Source organism: Pedobacter sp. SG908 (genome assembly GCF_011759615.1).
Classification (GTDB): domain Bacteria; phylum Bacteroidota; class Bacteroidia; order Sphingobacteriales; family Sphingobacteriaceae; genus Pedobacter; species Pedobacter riviphilus.
This window is the reverse complement of record NZ_JAAOYY010000001.1, coordinates 884,901-902,465: the sequence shown is the minus strand read 5'-3', so window position 1 is coordinate 902,465 and position 17,565 is coordinate 884,901. Positions and strand designations below refer to the sequence as shown.

Genomic DNA, 17,565 nt, shown 5'->3' with positions numbered 1-17,565 from the left:
CGGTACAGGTCTAGCAAACAAGTTACTAAAACAAGCAGGGTTAAAATAGCCCTGCTTTATATGGTACTCCAACGCCTTAAATTGGAGCGTTACACAGCGATATGTGAATGCAGTTAATACCACTAAACACCACTGTACGAAATGTCAAAAATTGAATTTATTGTAGAAAAAACCAATACTGGTTTCTCTGCATATGCATCGGATGAATCCCTTCCAATTGGGACTTCTGGAGACGATGTAACCGAATTAAAAACCAATATTTTAGATGCATACAACTCGTATGCAGAAATTAAGGATCTTGATCAAGTCACTATTGATGATGTATTAATCACCCTGGATGTAAAACAGTTCTTCGATTATTACAAGATCATCAATGCAAGTGCCCTGGGTGCTAAAATAGGCATGGATAAAACTTTGATCTCACAATATGCCAATGGCCACAAAAAACCCGGGCCAAAACAAGTTGATCGCATACTGTCCGGCATTAGGCAACTAGGACATGAATTATCCACGCTAAATTTATCCATTTCTTAATTATCATGATAAAAGCCCTTACGATTGTAGGGGCTTTTTATTTAGAATATATCGTCGGAATCCTTTACCTCTATTTTTTCTTTTGGCTTTTCATCTTCCTCAGATTGAATAGCGCCGAGATAAAGCATATAATTTTTCCAGCTGGTTTCCCAAAGAAGGCTATTTGCAGTATATGCACCTTTGAAGTACCGCAATGCGCTACCTATTCCAGAGTGTGGGAGGCTATCAACTCGCTCCCGTCGATCGGACTTACGTTTGGCTTCAGAATCTTCACTGTCCCTTTCGCCAAGGCAATAGAATTCAAAAAAGACTGCATACCCAAGTTTTCTAATATAGGTAACAACGCCTGATATAAATCTTCTGCCTCAAAGTTGTCTTCAATAAACTCGATCAAATCTGGTTCAGGCTCGAACTTTGTATTCTGAATACCGGCAGCGACAATGTAAACCAAATCTGAAAGATGTTCGTTAATGATTGGCAATAAAGAACCGGCCATCGATCCTTCCAAAATCTCACCTGGTAACTTTACAGCTCGACCAGCAATCCGGTACATATTGCCAACTATGCAAGGAGTTATATTAAACTCTCGTACCGTTTCCGGTACTACAATTGGCTTACGCAATATCTTATCAATGATGGCCCGTTTAGGTACAGGCATAGGATGTTTTATTGGCACTTTTAACGTATATACTGATTTCTCAATCAATGTATCGGTTATATTTTGTAGTATGTCTTTTTCTTCCATTTCATTTGGCATAAAAAATCCCCCTACATTTTGCAAGGGGATTTTCTTTATTGTTCAACCAGTTCTTTGTCTTGTACTTTAGGTTTAGTCGTTTCTTCAACTATACCTGTGCCGTCCTTACCGTGTCGTTTTGCGAATTCTTCATTTTCCTCAGAAACTTCTCCTTTCTTATAGAGCTTACCAGTGGCTTCCACGAGTAAATCACTTTTAAACTTTACCCACTTCATGGTTATGGAGTGGTAGAGTCGATTGGAGCGCCAGCATCAGTTACCCAAGTCTTAACAGAGATAGCATCTTTGTTACTAGTTGTTGTTTTGAATGATCCAACTTTACCTGTAAGTAATAATTGCTGAACTGATGTTTTATTCAGGTTATTTGTATAGGTAGTTGTTACCGCAACATTAGGGAGCACTATAACTTGTTTACGGTCATCCTTCATTGACCTGGTTGTGATTCTGATCATGAGGTTGGCCACTTTTCTTTTCGCCAAAGTAACAATACGTGTTGTTGCCTCGGTATACTCCTGATTGAACAATAATGCCAAAACCTCTGGTTTTTGTTCCAGAACACCAATAGCAATGGTATCTGCTTCACCTGGCGTATAAAAGGTTAATAATGCCACATCCTTATCCTCTGGAATAAGATCTGTTTCTGTATCGCTGTTTTTAGTGTAGATAACACTATCCGGAGCAATGTTTTCAAGCCTCACAAACGTAGCGCCTGTGATGCCAGCCTCTGTGGTAACTGCTGGAGCAACTTCAATCATCTCCACACCACCTACTATATTCGTTGCCATACTAAATTGTTTATGCCCCACAGGGCGGTTTAAATATTATTATAATTGTTTTGAATACTCTGGTACCTAAAAGTCATGTTAGCAAAATAGCTACCGTCTGTATCCTGGATAATAGTTGGTAGGCTTTCTACCCAAACCCTGAATGTTGGCTTAAAAACTCCATCAATCAGAGGCTTAACTGCTTTCGCTAAATTACTTAAGGTCGCTTGGTCGGGCAACGAAACGGCCTTACCATTCGCGGTTGATATAATGGCTGGCGCATAGCAATTCACATTGCCGAATCCAATCTGATCAGATGTATTACTGATGGAAATTCCGTTCACTACAATACCTTTAACTGATGGTTCGGTTGACTTAATACTAGGTTCAACCTTTGCACCTGCTCCCAAAAGGGTAACTATAGCGGGAATATTTATCAGCTTCCTGACATCCGTAACCATATCGAAGACATCTTTGTAATCGCTCATTATTTTAATAATGCTTTAATTTCGGTTTCAAAGTATGCAGATGAGCCACTAATTACATCTTTGCCCTTGCTTTCTACAAAGGCTGCATATTCCTCACCGGCTACCAATGCCATTGCCAATCCTTCCCCCTCGTCAATTAACTTAGCTACGAATAGGGCGTAATCTCGGCCAACCTCCTGTCCTTCGGTACCATCTTTTAAATCCTTAAAGTAGCTTTCTAGCACCTCTCCATTCCAAATGATCAGGTATCCGATTGACGATCGTAAATTCCATGTGATATTATTGAATGAGGCTTTTGCAACTGCTCTTTCAACGAACCGAATACCTGTCTGCCTGTAGTCATCAACTAAGGCATCAAACCATTTCTGAGTTTCATACTCGATTACCTTATCAAGGTCATTAAAATTAAAATCTGCAGTAATACTTATCATACTTCAATTCTATGCGAAAGTTGCCCTCTGTAGATCGCACGAACAGGCCCTTTAAAATGCCCCTCAACGTTTACTATCATATTTACTTCTGGAATTGTTTGTCCCGCATCCACCCTGATTGTGCCTACCTGATTAATTATCGTGCTATCCTCGTTTTTAAAGGTTTTCATAGCGCCATTTGAGGCTAAATGAAACCTACACGGCACCTCAATGGATTGTCCTGGATCATCTGGTAAAGGATAGCCTGTATCGGGATCCTGGCCACCAGGTGCGCCGGGAATAACGAATGTCATTACATGCGGTCTAGTTTCAAGGCCTCCAGTGCTGATTACTAATGTTTGGAATGATAAAACTCCGCCCTTTTCAACCTCTCCGCCTATATAGATAACCTGCAACTCAAAAAAGTAAACCTGGTTGTCTTCCAGACCAAGCACCAACTTACTTACATTACCGTAATCGAATGGAATGTTAATCCTTGTTGTGGTAGTGAAGTCGTCTGTTTTACTAAGCAAAAAAGCAATCGCCAGTACGGTGGTGGGATCAGTAATATCTGTGCTTCCATTAAGCTGAGCTGTCGTGTATTGCACATCCAGTGCGGGCTTAGTCATTACCATAACAAACGCTGAGTTACCGTTGGTTTAACCTCTGGTGTAATTGTTGGATCAACTTCTCCCCATTTGCCTAGCAACGCCTTATACACCTTCAATAGTTGCGCCCGGTCTGGTATCTTAATCGAAACATCATCCTCTGTCACATCAGCCGTAGTCATCAACGTAAGAAGAAGCCCCGCCATACACAAATCAATTGCTTTCTCCGCATCTTTCGCATAAATGGCATTACCATTCAACGATGCATCAATAAGCGCCTTCTCCACCCTGTTATCAGGTATAGCGAAATTGACTGTAGATATTAGGGCCTCTTTTATGGTCATGACTTATGCCTCTTCAATGTATCCAATGCTTAATAAATGATCAATTCTATCCTGAGATAAATGGCTGATATCGCTTTCGTGATCGTACTCTTTCGAGAAATCATCTTTATCACGGAAAGACTTACCCTCAACTACTTTATATGTAGCTGGTTCAGTTTCTTCCGGCACGAAAATGATAGCATCATAAATAGCATCCACCTGATCAGCAGAATAACCTTTTTCATCTTTAGCCACTTCAGCTTTCACTTCAGCTTCGGTCTTACCGTCTGAATGAAGCGAGCCGTATTTTGCAACGGCCGCTTTTAGTGAGTTTTTATTGAAATTTTCCATTACGCTTGAACTACTTTTGTGTCTAACTGGTATATTTGATCAACACCAGTAATTACGGGCAGTTGACGAGCCTGTACGTCAGTCCATTCGCCAAATGGCTTGTGTGTAACGTACTTACTCAATAGCGTTCCGAATTCACCATTACGATATTCGATTGCTTTTGAACGGTGACTATCTTCAACTACTTTTTTCCAAACCAGGTTGCCAACGTTATTGTCAGTCAATAGAATTACTTTACCTTCATCCCAAGCTTTAACAGTTTTCTTAACGCCGTCCTTTTCGAACTTAACAGAGCGATCGATAATGATTATTTGAACGCCTAACTCTGTCTCTAAATACTCTTGAAAAGCTGCGTAGCTTGGTATTGGCTTGGTAGTTCCAAAATTACCGATGCTTGTTGCATAAAGATTGGCTGCTTCAGTCGTCTTGCGGGCTAAATTATAGGTAACCTTATCCAACATGATATAAGAAATAGTCTTCCCTGCAGCATTAGCAGTAGAAATCATTTCTTGCATATCCGTAATCGGAGTTGCTGTTGAAGCGCTGGTCCAAACTACAGGTACACCTGCCTTGTTTGAGGTTAAATAACCATAATCAACCCTAATGCCAGAACCAACGTTATCGCTATCAGTTAGAGCTACCCCTGAAGACAAACCGCGTAAAAATAAATATTCTTTTTGCTCTTCGATACCAACTAAGGCACGTTTTGCATCATCAAATAATTCTACTACGATTTCGGAAATATCAGCGTTTTTGGCGACCATTGTATCCAATTGGTCTAACTGATTTTCGTTCATCTTCATTTCCATACCAAGCTTAGGAATATCTCCTGAAGCAGTTGAAATTGCAGGACGTAATTTCAATGGTAATGGACTATCCATTGCTACAACATCGGCAACTACATTCTGATTGTCTGCCGTGATAGAAGTCCATTTCCCATCCATGGATTGTTTTGGAGTTAGCATTGACTTGTGCAAATAAAGCGGGGCTTTATCTTCTCCATTTAAGGTTTTAGTGACCTTTGCCACAAAACCGGTAAAGTATTTTTGAATGTACTTTACAAATTGTGATTGTTCTGCCATTATGAAAGGTCTCCTCTAAATTTAATTTCGTTTAACGTTGCAGTCATAAAGGCTGCTTTAATTGATACCACGGAGAATGGAGAAGCATTTTCGTTAACATAACCCTCGATCATTACACCTGCGAAAGGTCTTTTGGTCAAGATTGTTGCAACGTTTACGCCTACATAAGTGTGGCCAGCCGGTAAAGCATCATAAACTGTATTGCCTGTTGTTAATGGCATTGGTTTATAATTACCTGTTGCTGTTTCTTTAATGATGATATGACCAGCATTGATAACATCAAGCGTATAGCCGGTTGTATCTAATGACTTGCCGCCTGGGATTGAAAACTGATTTTCGATAATGACAATGCTGTCCTTTGAATTATCGATGTTTACAGTTTCATCTACTAAATTGACTTGTACTGCCATTTTCTTTAGATTCTAATGTTTGCAAATGCAGCATCGACTTCCGCCTCTGTTGCTTCTTTTTTTGTGCTGGCATTACTGCCACCTGCACCGCCCGCTGGCCTGTCTATACCTAGACCATTGTTTGCTTCATCCTGGATAAAAGCTTTCACACTTTCGGCTTTACCAGTTGCCCATTCTTGATAATCTGCATCATCTTTAAATGATAATCTGTCAAAGTCTTTCAGCGCTTCAGTTTTGTAAGCCTCAGAAGTACCTTCCAATGTTTTAGCGTATTGTTCCCTGCGGGTTGTTGCCACTTTTTCGCCACTAAATGCCGCAATCTGATCGGTTAATGCTTTTGTTTGGGCTGCTTGAGCTTCCATGAATGTTTTCATCCATGCTGGTGCATCATCAGGCAATTCAACCTTTCCTTCTTTTGCAGCCTTTTCAGCAGCTTCTTTTTCAGTTTTTTCCTTCTCAGCTTTTTCTTTTGCTTCTTTTGCCCGTTGATGATCATCCATTGCGGCTATCTCTTTGAAAGGAGTTAGTTCGTTGATGGCGTCAATGTTTGCATCGATAGCGGTGTCGTCCGATTCGTCCGTTAATCCCTTCTCTGCACGGAGCACAATGGCATCCAATCTTTTCTGCGATAGATTTGCTTTTTCGCCTGCTGCTTTCGCTTTCAGTCGTGCTGTGATTCTTTCTTTAAGTGTCATAAAATGTGTTTTGGGTTTTAGCTAAGTTGCATCCGTTAATTACTCGTTCTACACCTTGCTGATTGAACCCAAAATTACCTGTAAGGCATGGGGTGATAAAGTAAACGGGCTTACTTGCATGGGTTGGTAAAGCAGTCCGAAATTGCCCACAAAAAAAGCCACACATTTCTGTATGGCTTTACCCAGTGCGCTACCTTTCATTCACGCGTTTGCCTCCACTATGGGTGGCCTTCTTTCCTTTAACTAACCGGTGATTACTTGTGTATTTCTTTAAATGCTATTGCATTCATCAGATTAGGTCTTACTTCATTTATCCAATTAAATAGTTTTTGCCTAACTTCGTCAGATACATCATAAGCTTCAACTTTCGCGATCATATCTTGTAAATTCTTTTCTGCTTCGAACAACTTGAAGTCAAGCCTGGCATTATCTTCTAACTGGTCTGCAAATGATTTATTCATATTTAAAATATATTAAATACTCAATAAAATATACTTTGATCAATAATTTACTATCCTGGAAATAATTTTTCCTTTATATGTAACGTAAGTGCCAACTGATTCTTGAATAATTAACTTATATCCCATTTTTTCGAGTTTTCCTTTCTTGATCTTACCTCTAATTTTCTTTCGTCTGCAATTGCGGTGTTTGACAACTTCAATTACCATTCTATCTACATTGGCATAATGTATATCAAGAACTTTCTTGGTATCATCATACAATGACGCCATCAAATTGTCCATTCGGGTTTTATCTTCAGGGGATTGCTTATAATTTATCATTTCATCAACCCTAGATCGATCACTATCGCTTAGGCGAGGTATTTGTCCAAGTGGTCCCATATCCCAAATATATTAAATTGTTACCAACTCCGCGCTGCCTACTACTTCAAACACGATAAACTCGGCCATTATTTCAAGGGTTTGTGCTATTTCGTTCACTTTATCCTGGCTAAGTAACTGTAAATCTTCTTTGTTTTACTATATTGCATTTATGTTTACGTTTAAGCAAGTTGTTATTATAATTATTGCTGTACAGATATTCGTGTACATATTCGTTAGCATAGCAAATCTTATATTACCAAATAATCCAAAACGCTTAAGTAAGAGAGATGCCGATCTGATAATCAAAACCTGCCCATCTTGTGTTTCTGCAATGTATGAGACCCGAATGATTGAGCCGAATAAATAAGCTAATCGGCTCATGGGTTAGTTTGGTTTAAATAATACTACTCGTTTGGAGGTTCTTGCCTGGGCTTCTGTAAATACCTCATAGTCATCGCAGCCTTCACACGGTTTCTGTTTATAAGGATTAACCTCATACAGCTTTAAATGCTGCATTAGGGATTTGAAAGCGTATAGGTAATTAACATAAGTGTTATCATGAATTTCGTTACCTAAACAGTCAATAGAAACCCCAAGATTACACCATGATATTACCTCTTGATATGTTAAAATCTTTTTCACATCCACCTCTGTAACCTCGCTTGTAAGGCCGATTAGTTCAAAGCCTTGAGGAATCTTTACTTCTTGTCCCGATTCTAAGAAATAGAATTTTCCATTAAATTCATAAAAATTCACACCATCCGGTACATCTACAAATAAGATTTCTCCCTTTTCTGTTTTATGTTCTACTTGCATTTTACCCACCCTTTCTGTTTAATTTCTTCCTCAGTCATTGGTCTAACCGTTCCGGTTGGTTGATTGCGCTTATATCTAATTTTTGCGTACCCTCTCATTGATTCATTCATAATTTAATCGTTAATGGTTTTTAGTGCTGGTTGCATTACACCTTATCTTTAAGTGAAAGGATTGATTTTTCATCAATCCAGTGATCCATGTTATCTTCACTGAATCCGTCATAATGAGTTACTTTCTCAGCCGCTTCATCTAGCTTTTGGTTTGCGTAAAGCTTCATGGCCTTTATAGCATCTTCCAATGGAACAACTTTAACATTATATCCATATTCACAAGCAAGGCCGTTATTCGATAATATCTCCTCTGCTGTTTTCATCAGTATATCGGTTTTAATTCTTGTTTAATTGGTTTGTCGCCTCATTAAACCCTATCTTTATAAATTGGTTAAAGTAAACAAGCTCCCTCAAAAGCTTTGTAAATCGCGTGGTTTATATCTTTGCAATCTTCCCATGTTTGACAATCACAAATTCCGTTTCCCCAATTCCACACTTCCATCCAGTATCTGATTAATCCTTTTTCTTTAGCTAACCCATGTCCATGATCGTCACTAACATAAATATGTAATCCCTTATAATTCGCATCAAAAGTGTGTTTTGTATTAACGTTTATATTTCTGTTTTGAATTATTCTTTTTCCGATTTTCATATAACTTTATAAAATTGTTAATTTCCTAAATTGTATCTGCTCCATTTACCTGACCCATACTCGGCATCAATTTCTTTTGATAATTTATATTCATTTAATGTATCTGTGTAAAAACTACCTAAATATTTATCGTAGTTGTAAACTTCAATTTTATACCATGCCATATTTTTTGTTTATAATATCAATCCCGCTGTGTTAAGTTTCTAATCGCTTCCTGCTTTGCTTGTTCGTTATTCATGGCTTTACCTGCTTTACATCGTGAATAGATATTGCCAAGCCTTTTTCTATTAGGCCGAAAACGTCGAAGTGGTGTTCGAATAATTTTTGCCAGGCATGGTAAGAAAAGTTAAAATCTAAAAATCCATCAAGGTTTACGCCTGCTAATTGATCGATCTCAGATTCCTTAGTAACCCCCGTTAACCATTCATTATCGGTTACTAATTCATCAGCTAATGGATGATCAGAAATAGTAAACATTGGCCTAAGTATTGGCTTAACAGCGAAAATATCAGCAGGATAAGTAAGTTCTGACAGGTAAACATTACCTCTTACAATCCCTTCTAATGTCCAAATATTACTACTTGAATATAGTCGGGTGTTTGCGGAATGCACCTGTAGTTCATAAGGCATATAAGGCGCTAAATGCGCAAGTGTTAGTGTTTCCATTACCAGTTATCTATTATGTAAATAATTAAGTGAACGTAACCAGAAGCAGCCAAAATGATTAAAGCTATTCCAGTATTTCTATTGAATATTGTTTCTATCCAATTCTTTGTGTTATTGATGAGTTTACCATCTGTATCGTTGTAGTTCATGTTTTGTTACATTACCCAGTCATTTACACTGGTCGGTTGATAATTATTTTCTATTGCTGTTTTAACCGATTCAATAGCGAAACCATTTCTAAAAGTGTGGCCTATTTTACGCTCGGCATTCACATATCTTTCGAGTAAATCAGGATTATGTTGCCCAGCAATTACAAGCGCATCAAATGGGCTGAAAATGCAGAAGCAGCAGGATAAACGCGGCATGCCTAGATCGTAAGCTGGATGATATGGAAGATCATTTTCTCTGATAGTTGACCAAACCTTATCTAAGCTCCAGTCATGAACTGGTAGCCAGTCAATAACAGTTCTGGTTTTTGTAGTTAGAGGCTTGTTAATTTTTAAAACTTCCTTTTTTGCTCTGGCCGGGCTTTCATCTTTTCTAAATCCAAAAACATGCAGCACTTTACACTGACCTAATCCTCTGGTTATTTGAGTAACTATTCTACCCCCAGGACCGCGTTTAAAATCACTGGTGCAATATCTATTAACATTATCAGGCCATTTACCACGACGTTCAACATATTCCAACAAAGTTTCTTCGTAACCATTCTTATCACGACGCTTAGAGTAAAATGTTTTTAACCCAAAGTGATCAGCTTGTGTTTTAACTAACTCTTTTGTGCCTTTCCATTCCATTTCGCCTAAATCTTGATGGCTAACAATTATATTTTTCTTTGGGTAATTTTGCTCATTAGCCAGACGACATACTTCATAGATTGCAATAAGCGAATCCTTTCCAGCGCTGCTATTTAAAACGATCCTATCGTAATCATGTAAATTCATTCTCTTGGTTGTTTAAGACAGTTGGTAGCTGTCGGTTAAATAATTATTGCTCCTAATACCCCAACAGCAAACATCACGACATATACCACCCTGTCGGCTAATACCCAATTACACATCTGCAGCCTCCTTTTCCTTTGGCGCTATACATCCCAAGCTTTCCATAGCGGCTTTGGCTATTTTTAAACCCATTTCTACACCTGATTGATAACTTGCTGGGTTTTCGCTGCCTGTATACATGGCAAGAGTGCTACAGATCGACAAATAAGCCTGTTCATTACGTTCTTGATTACTTAGCATACGAATGCCTCCTTTCTGGTTTTCCAGAAACCTATCATTGCTGCCTGAAATTCTTCTTCCGGGCAATCCAGTAGCCAGGCAAGCAGATCTGCATCATGATATTCAATATAATCTGTATCGAATGGAGATAAAGAGCCGAAAGGACGATTGCCAACGTGATCTGAAACTGTTGGAGCCTGCACAGTAAGCGCCCTAACAGGAATAGCGATCATGCCTCGGTTTGTGGTGAACTCAACCTTAGTTCCGTTAAGCTCAATCAGTGATGGTTTGAGGTATTTTTTCATATCTTTTTAATATCAAATTGTGATAACTAAAAGCCAAAAAAATATGATCACCCATAACGAGTAATCATATTTCTATTCATTCTACACCTAATCAGTCAGTCCATAACAACATCACAAAGGCCTTCCGCTGAACTACGATGTAAAGATAATTATTATCTTTTTAATATCAAATTGTTATAAGAAAAAAATGAAAATTTATTTTATTGGGCTACTGGCGCTACCGGCTTCGGTGCCAATGCTGCTCTTTTAGCCACTTCTTCTTCTATGGCTTTTATCTCAGCATCAATATCAGTTACTGTGCCAAGCATATTTATAGCTGTTTTCATGGAAATAAGTCTAGCTTCGTATAATTTTACTGCATTGTCAAAATCTTCAGTTCTATTTTTAGGTAGATCTATTGAAAACTTAGGCTTAATCACCAGGCTAAGTGACGGCTTAACATTTACATTGATTATTGACATAGCAGACTTCAAGAAATTGAAATTTCGCTGATGAAACATACCTATAGAGCCTTTATGCTTGCGTTTGGCCTTGTTTGTTGATGGTAAAAGCATCATTTCAATGGTTACGCCGGGTAAATCACCTGATATATCTTCAAATTTAAGGTCAGGAGTTGCTGTTTCGGTAAAAATATCGGTTCTGATGTTCTTGCGTTCGTTACTTGCTGATTCTTGCCCTCCTTTAGACTCTACATACTTCAGGTCAGCCTTTTCTCCTGCCATCTGAAATGTTTTACGGGTGTTTGAAGCGCCACCACCCGAAGCGGCCACTATTTCACCTGTAGCAACAAGTATAGGGAATGCGCTAATCTCGTTTTCATCTGCGCTATCTGAATCTATCTTTTCAATACGTTCGATCTTTGCAGCTACATCGGCCCACTCTGTACGCTTCTGCTCATCTAAAATGAAATTGGCCTTTCCGTAGGGGATTGGCGTTGATTTTTCCAATGCCCAACCGGTTTCTGATTCGATAAAAGTCATGTATTTATCAGATAGGAATAGATCCATCTTATTTACCTTCTGCCCATCAATCTTTACAATGTATTTCCGAGCTGCTCCTATCATATCTTTATACTGATCACGAAGCGGGATAATAACATCACCATCTTCTGGGCTCATTATGGTACATCGCATTTTAAATCGACTGCTGCCACCTGGGATAATATCATCCCAATAACCTGGCTCTGCAGGTACGCTATACCAAACCAAAAGTACTGTAAGAAATCGCTGCTTAATCCGTTCGATTTCCATTGCCAGGTAGTCAAACTTATTATCTTCCAAAGTTTTCTTAACCATGGCAAGCATAATTTCATCTGTTGCATTACCTTCTCTTGGCGTACAATCAATGCCTATGCCTGCCGACAATGCGAGGTCTACACTCCAATCGATAATAAGCTTTTGGGTAGCAGATGGAATACGGTGAACGGCTTTAGTTTCCTTGCGGTAGATTTCGTTACCTGCAGGGTCCTTTTGTCCTGTAGCAACATCAACTTGCCTATCCGGCCTGTACTGCTTATCTGTTACAACACGGTGCTGCTCAGGCTCGAAATTCTCCGCATCATCCGGTATCTCAGGCGCCAAATCGGTAACCGCATCCACCAGTTTCTTAGGATCATCCAATAACGCCTCTAATTCCTCTTTCTCCATATCTCTTATCGTAGGCTTTGCCTAAAAGCAAAAATACCCCACATAAAGCAGGGTATTTTGGTGGTGGTTTTATTTGCGCGGGTTGGTAAGGATTAACATGACTTAGGCTTAAAACCATCTTCCCTGGATAGGTCGGTTTCATTTGGTGCAACCACATAGCCTAACCCTTTCATTTTTGGAATATCTTCATCGATTACTCCAATAAATGGCGGCAGGTAATTATGCCCACAACAACATCCTGTAGTTGATATACCTAAATCCCAAAGCGATTGTATTTCGGCAGATAGGCAGGCATCGACACAAATCGTATCGCCTGCAGATCCTTGTGTTTGCCCAATCATATGATTAGGGCGGGATAGGGAAACCTGGTTCCCATAACTTCCAGCTTCAATGTTTATACAGTTGCACATGGTTTATTTCTCCTTTTGTTTTACAATCAATTTATCTGATATAAATTCAATCTTGCTTGACTCTGGTGCTTGATCTGCTGCCTCGGCAATATTATCGGCTATAATGTAAGTTATGTCGATTACTGGCCCCATAAATGTATCACGGGACGATGTTGCTTTGTATAGTTTCATAAGTAAACAGGATTTTCTTTTTTATTGATATATTCTTTTGCCTCCGAAATAGTTCTAAAGCTATGAATCCAGCTATTTGATTTAAGCCATATAGGAAGCCACCAATAACGATAATAAACGTTATAATAACCGATACTATCAAGCGAAATTTTGTATTTTCTTTTCATCCTACTGCTCTCCAGTTGGCTTTTCGTAATGGTAATCTTTAACGCTAAAGGGCGTGCCTTCAACATCTTTCAGAAACAAACCGATGCGCTCACCCCAGACCATACCCGTTTCCTTTTGAAATGCTTTTGCTATTTCTGCGCCCTCGTGGAGCAAACCACGCAAGCGCTTATTCTCTCTCTCTAAAATTGCTGTTTGTGTCATTAGTATTTCTTTCCTCCTTCTTTGTTCCGATTTTCAAGCTTATGATCAGCTCGGTTTTGATTATAAATTAATTTATCGTGAATGGCACCTGCGATATCTAAACCTTCGCGACCACCCAGATCAAGGATGCGGATGATTGCATCAGCCAATTCAACTTCAAGCATTGGTCTGTCGGGCAAATGATCGTCCATTAAACCTTTCCTGTCGCCTTCCATAGCTTCGGCTACCTCGCTGACGATAAGCATAAGGCATGTACCAACTTCACGAGGTTTTGAATGCCAACCAGCTTCAACGTTTTGTTGATAGATATGGTTCTGCAATACACCAACGTTTTCTGTCCATAATTGTAGTTTTGTTAGTTGCTGCATTACTTCGTCCTCCTTCTCTTTAATTTTGCGTTGTGGGAAAGGCGAAGTTTGTTCTGCTTTTTAACGCGTTTCGTGGTCGGGCGTTTACTTCGAGGGTGCTTCCATGTATAATCTGATGAGGGCGTCGCCAATCTCAATGATTTCTCCAATTCCTGTGTTGATTTGGCCGCAGATTGTCCTGCCTGCCCCATTAATGCCACCCCCATCATGGCGGCCATAAGATTTCTAAATCCGAATTTCATATTGTTTGTTTATCTAATTACTGTGTAAATCGCCAAAACTATGGCTGTCCAAATGCATGCGCTGATCACTATGATCGCGAGCCAGGTTGTTTGTTTGATGGTCATGACAGTACACTTATAGCCCATGTAATGGCGTAAGCAATTATTCCAAGCAAAAGAAAAACAGGAATTCCGTATGCCAGAGTCATCCAGTTTAATTGTCCTGTCATTCTGATGCCCAAACATGTTGAGACAAATAGACCCAATAAAACCAATAGCGAAATCGCTAATACTTTTTTAAAAATTCTCATATTGTTAATTGTTAGTGAAATAAGTGTATGCGCTTATCGCTGCCATGCACACCCACCAAAGGATATGCTTTGTGTTTGTTAGGGTGGTGTTGGATTGGATCATTAGCTTGCAATTTGAAACATTGATGGTTGCTCAGTAACGCTTTTCACCCTTTTGTTTCCCATGTCAACATATTTTTTTTCAATATCAAAACCAATGAAATTTCTACCTTCTTTTATAGACATAGCACATTCGGTACCTGATCCCGCAAACGGAACTAGTATTAAATCATTTGGTCGACTACAGGTTTTTATCAGTACCCTAGATAGAGTTTCTGGCTTTACTGTATCATGATTATATTTTCTTGTTATATGGGCTTCTTGAGAAAAACATAAAACATCAGTATATAATGTGTTTTTAAAAAATCTGCCTTTACTCAAGTGATTTCTCACTATTAAATCAAATTCATTTTTTATTTCCTCATAAGAAAACTCGAACTTTAATTCTTGCTTACATAAATTGTAAATTTTTTCATCCATCATATCAAACCTAGAACCCCATCCAAACTTGTATTTTGTTTGCGTTTTCAACGATTGTTCAGACGAATATCTTCCATCTTTTCTTAAAAGATCAAAAGCTTGTTGCCTGTCAGTTATGTTTTTATTTAATTTATCAATCACACTTTTGAAAAGAGAAGGTGTATAATACATTTTATTAATGTATCTCATATCAATCTCGTTAGAGTACATTAATATTCTTTCAGTAACTGGAGCAAAGCAATGGTAGTCTTTTATTCCCTTTATTGTTTGACAGTCGGTTTTATTCCAAACTAAATTATTTTCAAGATTAAAATACCTGTCAATTATTACTTGAGCATAAGCAATTTTCTTGGCGTGTCCGTACCATAGTAACGTACCATTATCTGCAAGTAACCTTTTGCATTCAATAGCCCATTTTTCAACATCTTTTAAGTAATCATCGAATGATTTCCATATAAAGTCGAATTTTCCCTTCACTTCAAAATAAGGAGGATCAGCAATAATAAGCTGAACACATTTATCAGGTAATGTGTTCTCTAAGAAATTTAAATGATGTATCCTGTTAAGCTCCATAACCCTATATTTTATCCCTCATTGCATCAACTTCTTGATCCGACATATGGGTCACATCATTACACAATAGGTGCTTTAGCTCCTGGTAAGCTCCGTTCTCACTTACGCATACTAATTCAACTTTCATGTATTTAAATATTAAAGCCACATCATCAATAGTTTTTATTTTGGTGTGATCAATTTTGACTTTATTTATTTCACCGAACTTAATTTTGTTGCTCATATTCTTACGCCTTTTGGCAATTTGTGTCTAAAAAAAGTAGCAGGAACCACCCTGCTACTAAACCAAACCTAACCATGCCCAACTGGGCGAATGTGTTGCCTGCTACCGACTGGATACCCATTGGTGCAGGACTTTAATGGTGCGGACTATTGGCACCCGATTAACCATTTCCCGTGATCTCACGTTTATAAATGTACTCGTCCAGTCCATGCGCCGGGCTGGGATTCGAACCCAATTCTTATGTCACTGATACGTCTATCAGTTTAGGTGTTCCGAACACCAAACACCAAGCTGTATATTATATATAAACCTTAACAACCCAGGGTAAACAGGACGATGTTTTGGCGCCCATGCAGTAGGATTTAACTGCCCTTCTTTGTTTTTGATTACATCACTCCTTGCGGAGATTGTTAAGGTATCAGGTCGCGTGTGCGGCCAATATCTTTAAGCAAACGCGCCGGACTAAATTGCCCGACACGTAACGCTCTCACCTAAAAGACCCACCCCGTAAATAAATACAGTCGGTGGGTTTCATCTATCTCAAGAGCCGTTGATCAATCGTCATCGATCTGGGAGGCTAGTCCTTATTTGTGATTACATAATCATTCATGTTTATGTGTTAATGCATTAGCAAGTGCTAGTGATGCCAAAGCCACGACTTGTTTCAGATCGCGGCTCGCTTGGTTTCCCGTTTGCTTATTCAAATATACTACTTATCTTTTTAATAACAAATTGTTATAGAAAATAATTAAAAAAAAGATTTTACCCTTCTACGGCCTAACTTTCTCCATTAACTTTTCATACTTATCTGCATTAGATTTTTCCCTTTGCATCCTTGCAGGATATTCTTTTGACCAATCAGTATTATCGATGCGCTGTACCTCAGTTCTCAATACATGGAATAAATCGTTAAGCTCTGATTCCGTAAACTCAATTTTTCTTGTTTTCATTTTACTTTGGTTAATATGTGATGTTTTGATGTTGATAGTTTACGGTTTGCCGTATGTATTGCTTGGCACCCAAAATCCCAGCAACCAACTAAGGAGGCGTGGCGGGCGAATTACCGCAATTGCAGTAAGGGTGGCTTATTTTTTTATTAATAATTTTCTAATATTAAAACTCTAAATACTGTTCTTTAACCTCGTTTAAAATACATAGCTTTTTAGCTTCTGTAAAAGTGTAGCAAGTACCAATATGTGTTTGTGCTTTATTATTCTTGAAAACTACAAAAGGCGGTAAAATTATATTGACTTGTTTTTGAATAAAACACCCATAATAAAGCCATTCCCCAACCTCTATTTGTTTAGGACTAATTGCCATAATGTTCAGATTGAAGTTTAACATTTGATTTACTTAGGGTGTAATTTTTAAAACCGTCATTAAATGTTATAGTTTTATTATTCACACGTACTACTTTGCCAGGGATGGTACCAATTTCATAATGATAGCCATATACATAGTCTCCTTTTTTCATAATCTGCAATTTAACAAACAACCCTATTGCTGTTTACTGCCAAATCCCCGCCTTTCTTTCAGGGCGGGGTGTGTTTTTGTTTATCCGTAAACGTCAAGTCTTTCTAGATTTTCTCTGATAAACTTTACTCTTTGCCAGATCACTTCTCTCCAAACCTCTAATGAGGCTTTTGAATCTTCGCTAGTCCAGTTTTTTGTGTCAATGTCTTTTTGAGCCTCTTGTAGGCATTCATTAGCTTCTTCAAGCTCCTTTATTAAAGCTTGTTTGTGTTTTTCGGTTAGTAACATAATCTTTTCGTTTTTGTATAGAACAAATGTACATTACTT

General features: G+C 38.5%; 35 protein-coding genes. 1 reads left to right on the top strand and 34 read right to left on the bottom strand.

Annotation, left to right across the window (positions count from 1 at the left end; all coding sequences use genetic code 11):
- The first annotated feature begins 141 nt into the window (after nucleotides 1-141).
- The gene (locus FHT21_RS03895) at nucleotides 142-534 is read left to right on the top strand and encodes an XRE family transcriptional regulator (protein ID WP_167293454.1); all 393 of its coding nucleotides are present in this window, start codon (nucleotides 142-144) and stop codon (nucleotides 532-534) included.
- Between the two features lie 202 nt (nucleotides 535-736).
- On the opposite strand, the gene FHT21_RS03890 is transcribed toward FHT21_RS03895, so the two are convergent.
- The 34 genes from FHT21_RS03890 to FHT21_RS03725 form a co-directional block, all read right to left on the bottom strand.
- Nucleotides 737-1,279 carry a hypothetical protein gene (locus FHT21_RS03890; RefSeq protein WP_167293453.1) on the bottom strand — a complete coding sequence of 181 codons (543 nt, stop codon included), beginning with the start codon at nucleotides 1,277-1,279 and terminating at the stop codon, nucleotides 737-739.
- Between the two features lie 47 nt (nucleotides 1,280-1,326).
- A complete protein-coding gene (locus FHT21_RS03885; protein WP_167293452.1) occupies nucleotides 1,327-1,506 on the bottom strand; it encodes a hypothetical protein in 180 nt (59 codons plus the stop codon).
- 2 nt (nucleotides 1,507-1,508) lie between these two features.
- Nucleotides 1,509-2,075: a hypothetical protein gene (locus tag FHT21_RS03880; RefSeq protein WP_167293451.1), complete on the bottom strand. Its 567-nt coding sequence runs from the start codon at nucleotides 2,073-2,075 to the stop codon at nucleotides 1,509-1,511.
- Nucleotides 2,076-2,104: 29 nt separating this feature from the next.
- Nucleotides 2,105-2,542 carry a hypothetical protein gene (locus FHT21_RS03875; protein ID WP_167293450.1) on the bottom strand — a complete coding sequence of 146 codons (438 nt, stop codon included), beginning with the start codon at nucleotides 2,540-2,542 and terminating at the stop codon, nucleotides 2,105-2,107.
- Nucleotides 2,542-2,973: a hypothetical protein gene (locus tag FHT21_RS03870; protein WP_167293449.1), complete on the bottom strand. Its 432-nt coding sequence runs from the start codon at nucleotides 2,971-2,973 to the stop codon at nucleotides 2,542-2,544. Before FHT21_RS03870 ends, FHT21_RS03875 begins: the two co-directional genes overlap by 1 nt.
- Nucleotides 2,970-3,581, bottom strand: a complete 612-nt coding sequence (locus FHT21_RS03865) for a hypothetical protein (protein ID WP_167293448.1) — start codon at nucleotides 3,579-3,581, stop codon at nucleotides 2,970-2,972. Before FHT21_RS03865 ends, FHT21_RS03870 begins: the two co-directional genes overlap by 4 nt.
- Nucleotides 3,581-3,904, bottom strand: a complete 324-nt coding sequence (locus tag FHT21_RS03860; RefSeq protein WP_169502014.1) for a DUF6706 family protein — start codon at nucleotides 3,902-3,904, stop codon at nucleotides 3,581-3,583. The genes FHT21_RS03865 and FHT21_RS03860 overlap by 1 nt, the downstream gene beginning before the upstream one ends.
- A 3-nt stretch (nucleotides 3,905-3,907) precedes the next feature.
- A complete protein-coding gene (locus tag FHT21_RS03855) occupies nucleotides 3,908-4,234 on the bottom strand; it encodes a hypothetical protein (protein WP_167293446.1) in 327 nt (108 codons plus the stop codon).
- Nucleotides 4,234-5,316, bottom strand: a complete 1,083-nt coding sequence (locus FHT21_RS03850; protein WP_167293445.1) for a major capsid protein — start codon at nucleotides 5,314-5,316, stop codon at nucleotides 4,234-4,236. The genes FHT21_RS03855 and FHT21_RS03850 overlap by 1 nt, the downstream gene beginning before the upstream one ends.
- Nucleotides 5,316-5,726, bottom strand: a complete 411-nt coding sequence (locus FHT21_RS03845; RefSeq protein WP_167293444.1) for a hypothetical protein — start codon at nucleotides 5,724-5,726, stop codon at nucleotides 5,316-5,318. Before FHT21_RS03845 ends, FHT21_RS03850 begins: the two co-directional genes overlap by 1 nt.
- Nucleotides 5,727-5,731: 5 nt before the next feature.
- Nucleotides 5,732-6,421: a hypothetical protein gene (locus FHT21_RS03840; protein WP_167293443.1), complete on the bottom strand. Its 690-nt coding sequence runs from the start codon at nucleotides 6,419-6,421 to the stop codon at nucleotides 5,732-5,734.
- 48 nt (nucleotides 6,422-6,469) lie between these two features.
- A complete protein-coding gene (locus tag FHT21_RS03835; protein WP_167293442.1) occupies nucleotides 6,470-6,622 on the bottom strand; it encodes a hypothetical protein in 153 nt (50 codons plus the stop codon).
- A gap of 53 nt (nucleotides 6,623-6,675) precedes the next feature.
- Nucleotides 6,676-6,882 (bottom strand): hypothetical protein, encoded by a 207-nt coding sequence (locus tag FHT21_RS03830; RefSeq protein WP_167293441.1) that lies wholly within the window; start codon nucleotides 6,880-6,882, stop codon nucleotides 6,676-6,678.
- A gap of 39 nt (nucleotides 6,883-6,921) precedes the next feature.
- Nucleotides 6,922-7,263, bottom strand: coding sequence for a hypothetical protein (locus FHT21_RS03825; RefSeq protein ID WP_167293440.1), 342 nt, complete (start codon nucleotides 7,261-7,263; stop codon nucleotides 6,922-6,924).
- A gap of 366 nt (nucleotides 7,264-7,629) precedes the next feature.
- Nucleotides 7,630-8,061, bottom strand: a complete 432-nt coding sequence (locus FHT21_RS03820) for a hypothetical protein (RefSeq protein ID WP_167293439.1) — start codon at nucleotides 8,059-8,061, stop codon at nucleotides 7,630-7,632.
- Nucleotides 8,062-8,206: 145 nt separating this feature from the next.
- Complete coding sequence (locus tag FHT21_RS03815; RefSeq protein WP_167293438.1) at nucleotides 8,207-8,434, bottom strand: hypothetical protein; 228 nt, start codon at nucleotides 8,432-8,434, stop codon at nucleotides 8,207-8,209.
- 68 nt (nucleotides 8,435-8,502) lie between these two features.
- Complete coding sequence (locus FHT21_RS03810) at nucleotides 8,503-8,763, bottom strand: hypothetical protein (protein WP_167293437.1); 261 nt, start codon at nucleotides 8,761-8,763, stop codon at nucleotides 8,503-8,505.
- A 17-nt stretch (nucleotides 8,764-8,780) separates the two neighbouring features.
- The gene (locus FHT21_RS03805; protein ID WP_167293436.1) at nucleotides 8,781-8,927 is read right to left on the bottom strand and encodes a hypothetical protein; all 147 of its coding nucleotides are present in this window, start codon (nucleotides 8,925-8,927) and stop codon (nucleotides 8,781-8,783) included.
- A gap of 70 nt (nucleotides 8,928-8,997) precedes the next feature.
- On the bottom strand, nucleotides 8,998-9,429 hold the full coding sequence (locus FHT21_RS03800) for a hypothetical protein (protein ID WP_167293435.1): 432 nt from the start codon (nucleotides 9,427-9,429) through the stop codon (nucleotides 8,998-9,000).
- 155 nt (nucleotides 9,430-9,584) lie between these two features.
- Complete coding sequence (locus FHT21_RS03795) at nucleotides 9,585-10,373, bottom strand: phosphoadenosine phosphosulfate reductase family protein (protein ID WP_167293434.1); 789 nt, start codon at nucleotides 10,371-10,373, stop codon at nucleotides 9,585-9,587.
- Nucleotides 10,374-10,481: 108 nt separating this feature from the next.
- Nucleotides 10,482-10,670, bottom strand: a complete 189-nt coding sequence (locus tag FHT21_RS03790) for a hypothetical protein (RefSeq protein WP_167293433.1) — start codon at nucleotides 10,668-10,670, stop codon at nucleotides 10,482-10,484.
- Nucleotides 10,664-10,954, bottom strand: a complete 291-nt coding sequence (locus tag FHT21_RS03785) for a hypothetical protein (protein ID WP_167293432.1) — start codon at nucleotides 10,952-10,954, stop codon at nucleotides 10,664-10,666. Before FHT21_RS03785 ends, FHT21_RS03790 begins: the two co-directional genes overlap by 7 nt.
- A gap of 200 nt (nucleotides 10,955-11,154) precedes the next feature.
- Nucleotides 11,155-12,600, bottom strand: coding sequence for a phage portal protein (locus FHT21_RS03780; RefSeq protein WP_167293431.1), 1,446 nt, complete (start codon nucleotides 12,598-12,600; stop codon nucleotides 11,155-11,157).
- 92 nt (nucleotides 12,601-12,692) lie between these two features.
- Entirely contained in the window at nucleotides 12,693-13,010 is a 318-nt protein-coding gene (locus FHT21_RS03775; RefSeq protein WP_167293430.1) for a hypothetical protein, read from the bottom strand.
- Between the two features lie 3 nt (nucleotides 13,011-13,013).
- Nucleotides 13,014-13,181, bottom strand: coding sequence for a hypothetical protein (locus FHT21_RS03770; protein ID WP_167293429.1), 168 nt, complete (start codon nucleotides 13,179-13,181; stop codon nucleotides 13,014-13,016).
- A gap of 168 nt (nucleotides 13,182-13,349) precedes the next feature.
- On the bottom strand, nucleotides 13,350-13,550 hold the full coding sequence (locus FHT21_RS03765; protein WP_167293428.1) for a hypothetical protein: 201 nt from the start codon (nucleotides 13,548-13,550) through the stop codon (nucleotides 13,350-13,352).
- Complete coding sequence (locus FHT21_RS03760; RefSeq protein WP_167293427.1) at nucleotides 13,550-13,918, bottom strand: hypothetical protein; 369 nt, start codon at nucleotides 13,916-13,918, stop codon at nucleotides 13,550-13,552. Before FHT21_RS03760 ends, FHT21_RS03765 begins: the two co-directional genes overlap by 1 nt.
- Nucleotides 13,918-14,160, bottom strand: a complete 243-nt coding sequence (locus FHT21_RS03755; RefSeq protein ID WP_167293426.1) for a hypothetical protein — start codon at nucleotides 14,158-14,160, stop codon at nucleotides 13,918-13,920. Before FHT21_RS03755 ends, FHT21_RS03760 begins: the two co-directional genes overlap by 1 nt.
- Before the next feature lie 392 nt (nucleotides 14,161-14,552).
- A complete protein-coding gene (locus FHT21_RS03750; protein WP_167293425.1) occupies nucleotides 14,553-15,542 on the bottom strand; it encodes a site-specific DNA-methyltransferase in 990 nt (329 codons plus the stop codon).
- 4 nt (nucleotides 15,543-15,546) lie between these two features.
- Nucleotides 15,547-15,765, bottom strand: coding sequence for a hypothetical protein (locus FHT21_RS03745; protein ID WP_167293424.1), 219 nt, complete (start codon nucleotides 15,763-15,765; stop codon nucleotides 15,547-15,549).
- Nucleotides 15,766-16,535: 770 nt separating this feature from the next.
- Nucleotides 16,536-16,715: a hypothetical protein gene (locus FHT21_RS03740; RefSeq protein WP_167293423.1), complete on the bottom strand. Its 180-nt coding sequence runs from the start codon at nucleotides 16,713-16,715 to the stop codon at nucleotides 16,536-16,538.
- 163 nt (nucleotides 16,716-16,878) lie between these two features.
- Nucleotides 16,879-17,085, bottom strand: coding sequence for a hypothetical protein (locus FHT21_RS03735; RefSeq protein ID WP_167293422.1), 207 nt, complete (start codon nucleotides 17,083-17,085; stop codon nucleotides 16,879-16,881).
- Nucleotides 17,075-17,239 carry a hypothetical protein gene (locus tag FHT21_RS03730; RefSeq protein ID WP_167293421.1) on the bottom strand — a complete coding sequence of 55 codons (165 nt, stop codon included), beginning with the start codon at nucleotides 17,237-17,239 and terminating at the stop codon, nucleotides 17,075-17,077. Before FHT21_RS03730 ends, FHT21_RS03735 begins: the two co-directional genes overlap by 11 nt.
- A gap of 80 nt (nucleotides 17,240-17,319) precedes the next feature.
- A complete protein-coding gene (locus FHT21_RS03725) occupies nucleotides 17,320-17,526 on the bottom strand; it encodes a hypothetical protein (RefSeq protein WP_167293420.1) in 207 nt (68 codons plus the stop codon).
- Nucleotides 17,527-17,565: the final 39 nt, after the last annotated feature.

Excerpts from the sequence above, each read along its gene's own strand:
- FHT21_RS03895 (WP_167293454.1), top strand. The coding sequence starts at position 142 with ATGTCAAAAATTGAATTTATTGTAGAAAAAACCAATACTGGTTTCTCT.
- FHT21_RS03890 (WP_167293453.1), bottom strand. The coding sequence starts at position 1,279 with ATGGAAGAAAAAGACATACTACAAAATATAACCGATACATTGATTGAG.
- FHT21_RS03885 (WP_167293452.1), bottom strand. The coding sequence starts at position 1,506 with ATGAAGTGGGTAAAGTTTAAAAGTGATTTACTCGTGGAAGCCACTGGT.
- FHT21_RS03880 (WP_167293451.1), bottom strand. The coding sequence starts at position 2,075 with ATGGCAACGAATATAGTAGGTGGTGTGGAGATGATTGAAGTTGCTCCA.
- FHT21_RS03875 (WP_167293450.1), bottom strand. The coding sequence starts at position 2,542 with ATGAGCGATTACAAAGATGTCTTCGATATGGTTACGGATGTCAGGAAG.
- FHT21_RS03870 (WP_167293449.1), bottom strand. The coding sequence starts at position 2,973 with ATGATAAGTATTACTGCAGATTTTAATTTTAATGACCTTGATAAGGTA.
- FHT21_RS03865 (WP_167293448.1), bottom strand. The coding sequence starts at position 3,581 with ATGACTAAGCCCGCACTGGATGTGCAATACACGACAGCTCAGCTTAAT.
- FHT21_RS03860 (WP_169502014.1), bottom strand. The coding sequence starts at position 3,904 with ATGACCATAAAAGAGGCCCTAATATCTACAGTCAATTTCGCTATACCT.
- FHT21_RS03855 (WP_167293446.1), bottom strand. The coding sequence starts at position 4,234 with ATGGAAAATTTCAATAAAAACTCACTAAAAGCGGCCGTTGCAAAATAC.
- FHT21_RS03850 (WP_167293445.1), bottom strand. The coding sequence starts at position 5,316 with ATGGCAGAACAATCACAATTTGTAAAGTACATTCAAAAATACTTTACC.
- FHT21_RS03845 (WP_167293444.1), bottom strand. The coding sequence starts at position 5,726 with ATGGCAGTACAAGTCAATTTAGTAGATGAAACTGTAAACATCGATAAT.
- FHT21_RS03840 (WP_167293443.1), bottom strand. The coding sequence starts at position 6,421 with ATGACACTTAAAGAAAGAATCACAGCACGACTGAAAGCGAAAGCAGCA.
- FHT21_RS03835 (WP_167293442.1), bottom strand. The coding sequence starts at position 6,622 with ATGAAAGGTAGCGCACTGGGTAAAGCCATACAGAAATGTGTGGCTTTT.
- FHT21_RS03830 (WP_167293441.1), bottom strand. The coding sequence starts at position 6,882 with ATGAATAAATCATTTGCAGACCAGTTAGAAGATAATGCCAGGCTTGAC.
- FHT21_RS03825 (WP_167293440.1), bottom strand. The coding sequence starts at position 7,263 with ATGGGACCACTTGGACAAATACCTCGCCTAAGCGATAGTGATCGATCT.
- FHT21_RS03820 (WP_167293439.1), bottom strand. The coding sequence starts at position 8,061 with ATGCAAGTAGAACATAAAACAGAAAAGGGAGAAATCTTATTTGTAGAT.
- FHT21_RS03815 (WP_167293438.1), bottom strand. The coding sequence starts at position 8,434 with ATGAAAACAGCAGAGGAGATATTATCGAATAACGGCCTTGCTTGTGAA.
- FHT21_RS03810 (WP_167293437.1), bottom strand. The coding sequence starts at position 8,763 with ATGAAAATCGGAAAAAGAATAATTCAAAACAGAAATATAAACGTTAAT.
- FHT21_RS03805 (WP_167293436.1), bottom strand. The coding sequence starts at position 8,927 with ATGGCATGGTATAAAATTGAAGTTTACAACTACGATAAATATTTAGGT.
- FHT21_RS03800 (WP_167293435.1), bottom strand. The coding sequence starts at position 9,429 with ATGGAAACACTAACACTTGCGCATTTAGCGCCTTATATGCCTTATGAA.
- FHT21_RS03795 (WP_167293434.1), bottom strand. The coding sequence starts at position 10,373 with ATGAATTTACATGATTACGATAGGATCGTTTTAAATAGCAGCGCTGGA.
- FHT21_RS03790 (WP_167293433.1), bottom strand. The coding sequence starts at position 10,670 with ATGCTAAGTAATCAAGAACGTAATGAACAGGCTTATTTGTCGATCTGT.
- FHT21_RS03785 (WP_167293432.1), bottom strand. The coding sequence starts at position 10,954 with ATGAAAAAATACCTCAAACCATCACTGATTGAGCTTAACGGAACTAAG.
- FHT21_RS03780 (WP_167293431.1), bottom strand. The coding sequence starts at position 12,600 with ATGGAGAAAGAGGAATTAGAGGCGTTATTGGATGATCCTAAGAAACTG.
- FHT21_RS03775 (WP_167293430.1), bottom strand. The coding sequence starts at position 13,010 with ATGTGCAACTGTATAAACATTGAAGCTGGAAGTTATGGGAACCAGGTT.
- FHT21_RS03770 (WP_167293429.1), bottom strand. The coding sequence starts at position 13,181 with ATGAAACTATACAAAGCAACATCGTCCCGTGATACATTTATGGGGCCA.
- FHT21_RS03765 (WP_167293428.1), bottom strand. The coding sequence starts at position 13,550 with ATGACACAAACAGCAATTTTAGAGAGAGAGAATAAGCGCTTGCGTGGT.
- FHT21_RS03760 (WP_167293427.1), bottom strand. The coding sequence starts at position 13,918 with ATGCAGCAACTAACAAAACTACAATTATGGACAGAAAACGTTGGTGTA.
- FHT21_RS03755 (WP_167293426.1), bottom strand. The coding sequence starts at position 14,160 with ATGAAATTCGGATTTAGAAATCTTATGGCCGCCATGATGGGGGTGGCA.
- FHT21_RS03750 (WP_167293425.1), bottom strand. The coding sequence starts at position 15,542 with ATGGAGCTTAACAGGATACATCATTTAAATTTCTTAGAGAACACATTA.
- FHT21_RS03745 (WP_167293424.1), bottom strand. The coding sequence starts at position 15,765 with ATGAGCAACAAAATTAAGTTCGGTGAAATAAATAAAGTCAAAATTGAT.
- FHT21_RS03740 (WP_167293423.1), bottom strand. The coding sequence starts at position 16,715 with ATGAAAACAAGAAAAATTGAGTTTACGGAATCAGAGCTTAACGATTTA.
- FHT21_RS03735 (WP_167293422.1), bottom strand. The coding sequence starts at position 17,085 with ATGGCAATTAGTCCTAAACAAATAGAGGTTGGGGAATGGCTTTATTAT.
- FHT21_RS03730 (WP_167293421.1), bottom strand. The coding sequence starts at position 17,239 with ATGAAAAAAGGAGACTATGTATATGGCTATCATTATGAAATTGGTACC.
- FHT21_RS03725 (WP_167293420.1), bottom strand. The coding sequence starts at position 17,526 with ATGTTACTAACCGAAAAACACAAACAAGCTTTAATAAAGGAGCTTGAA.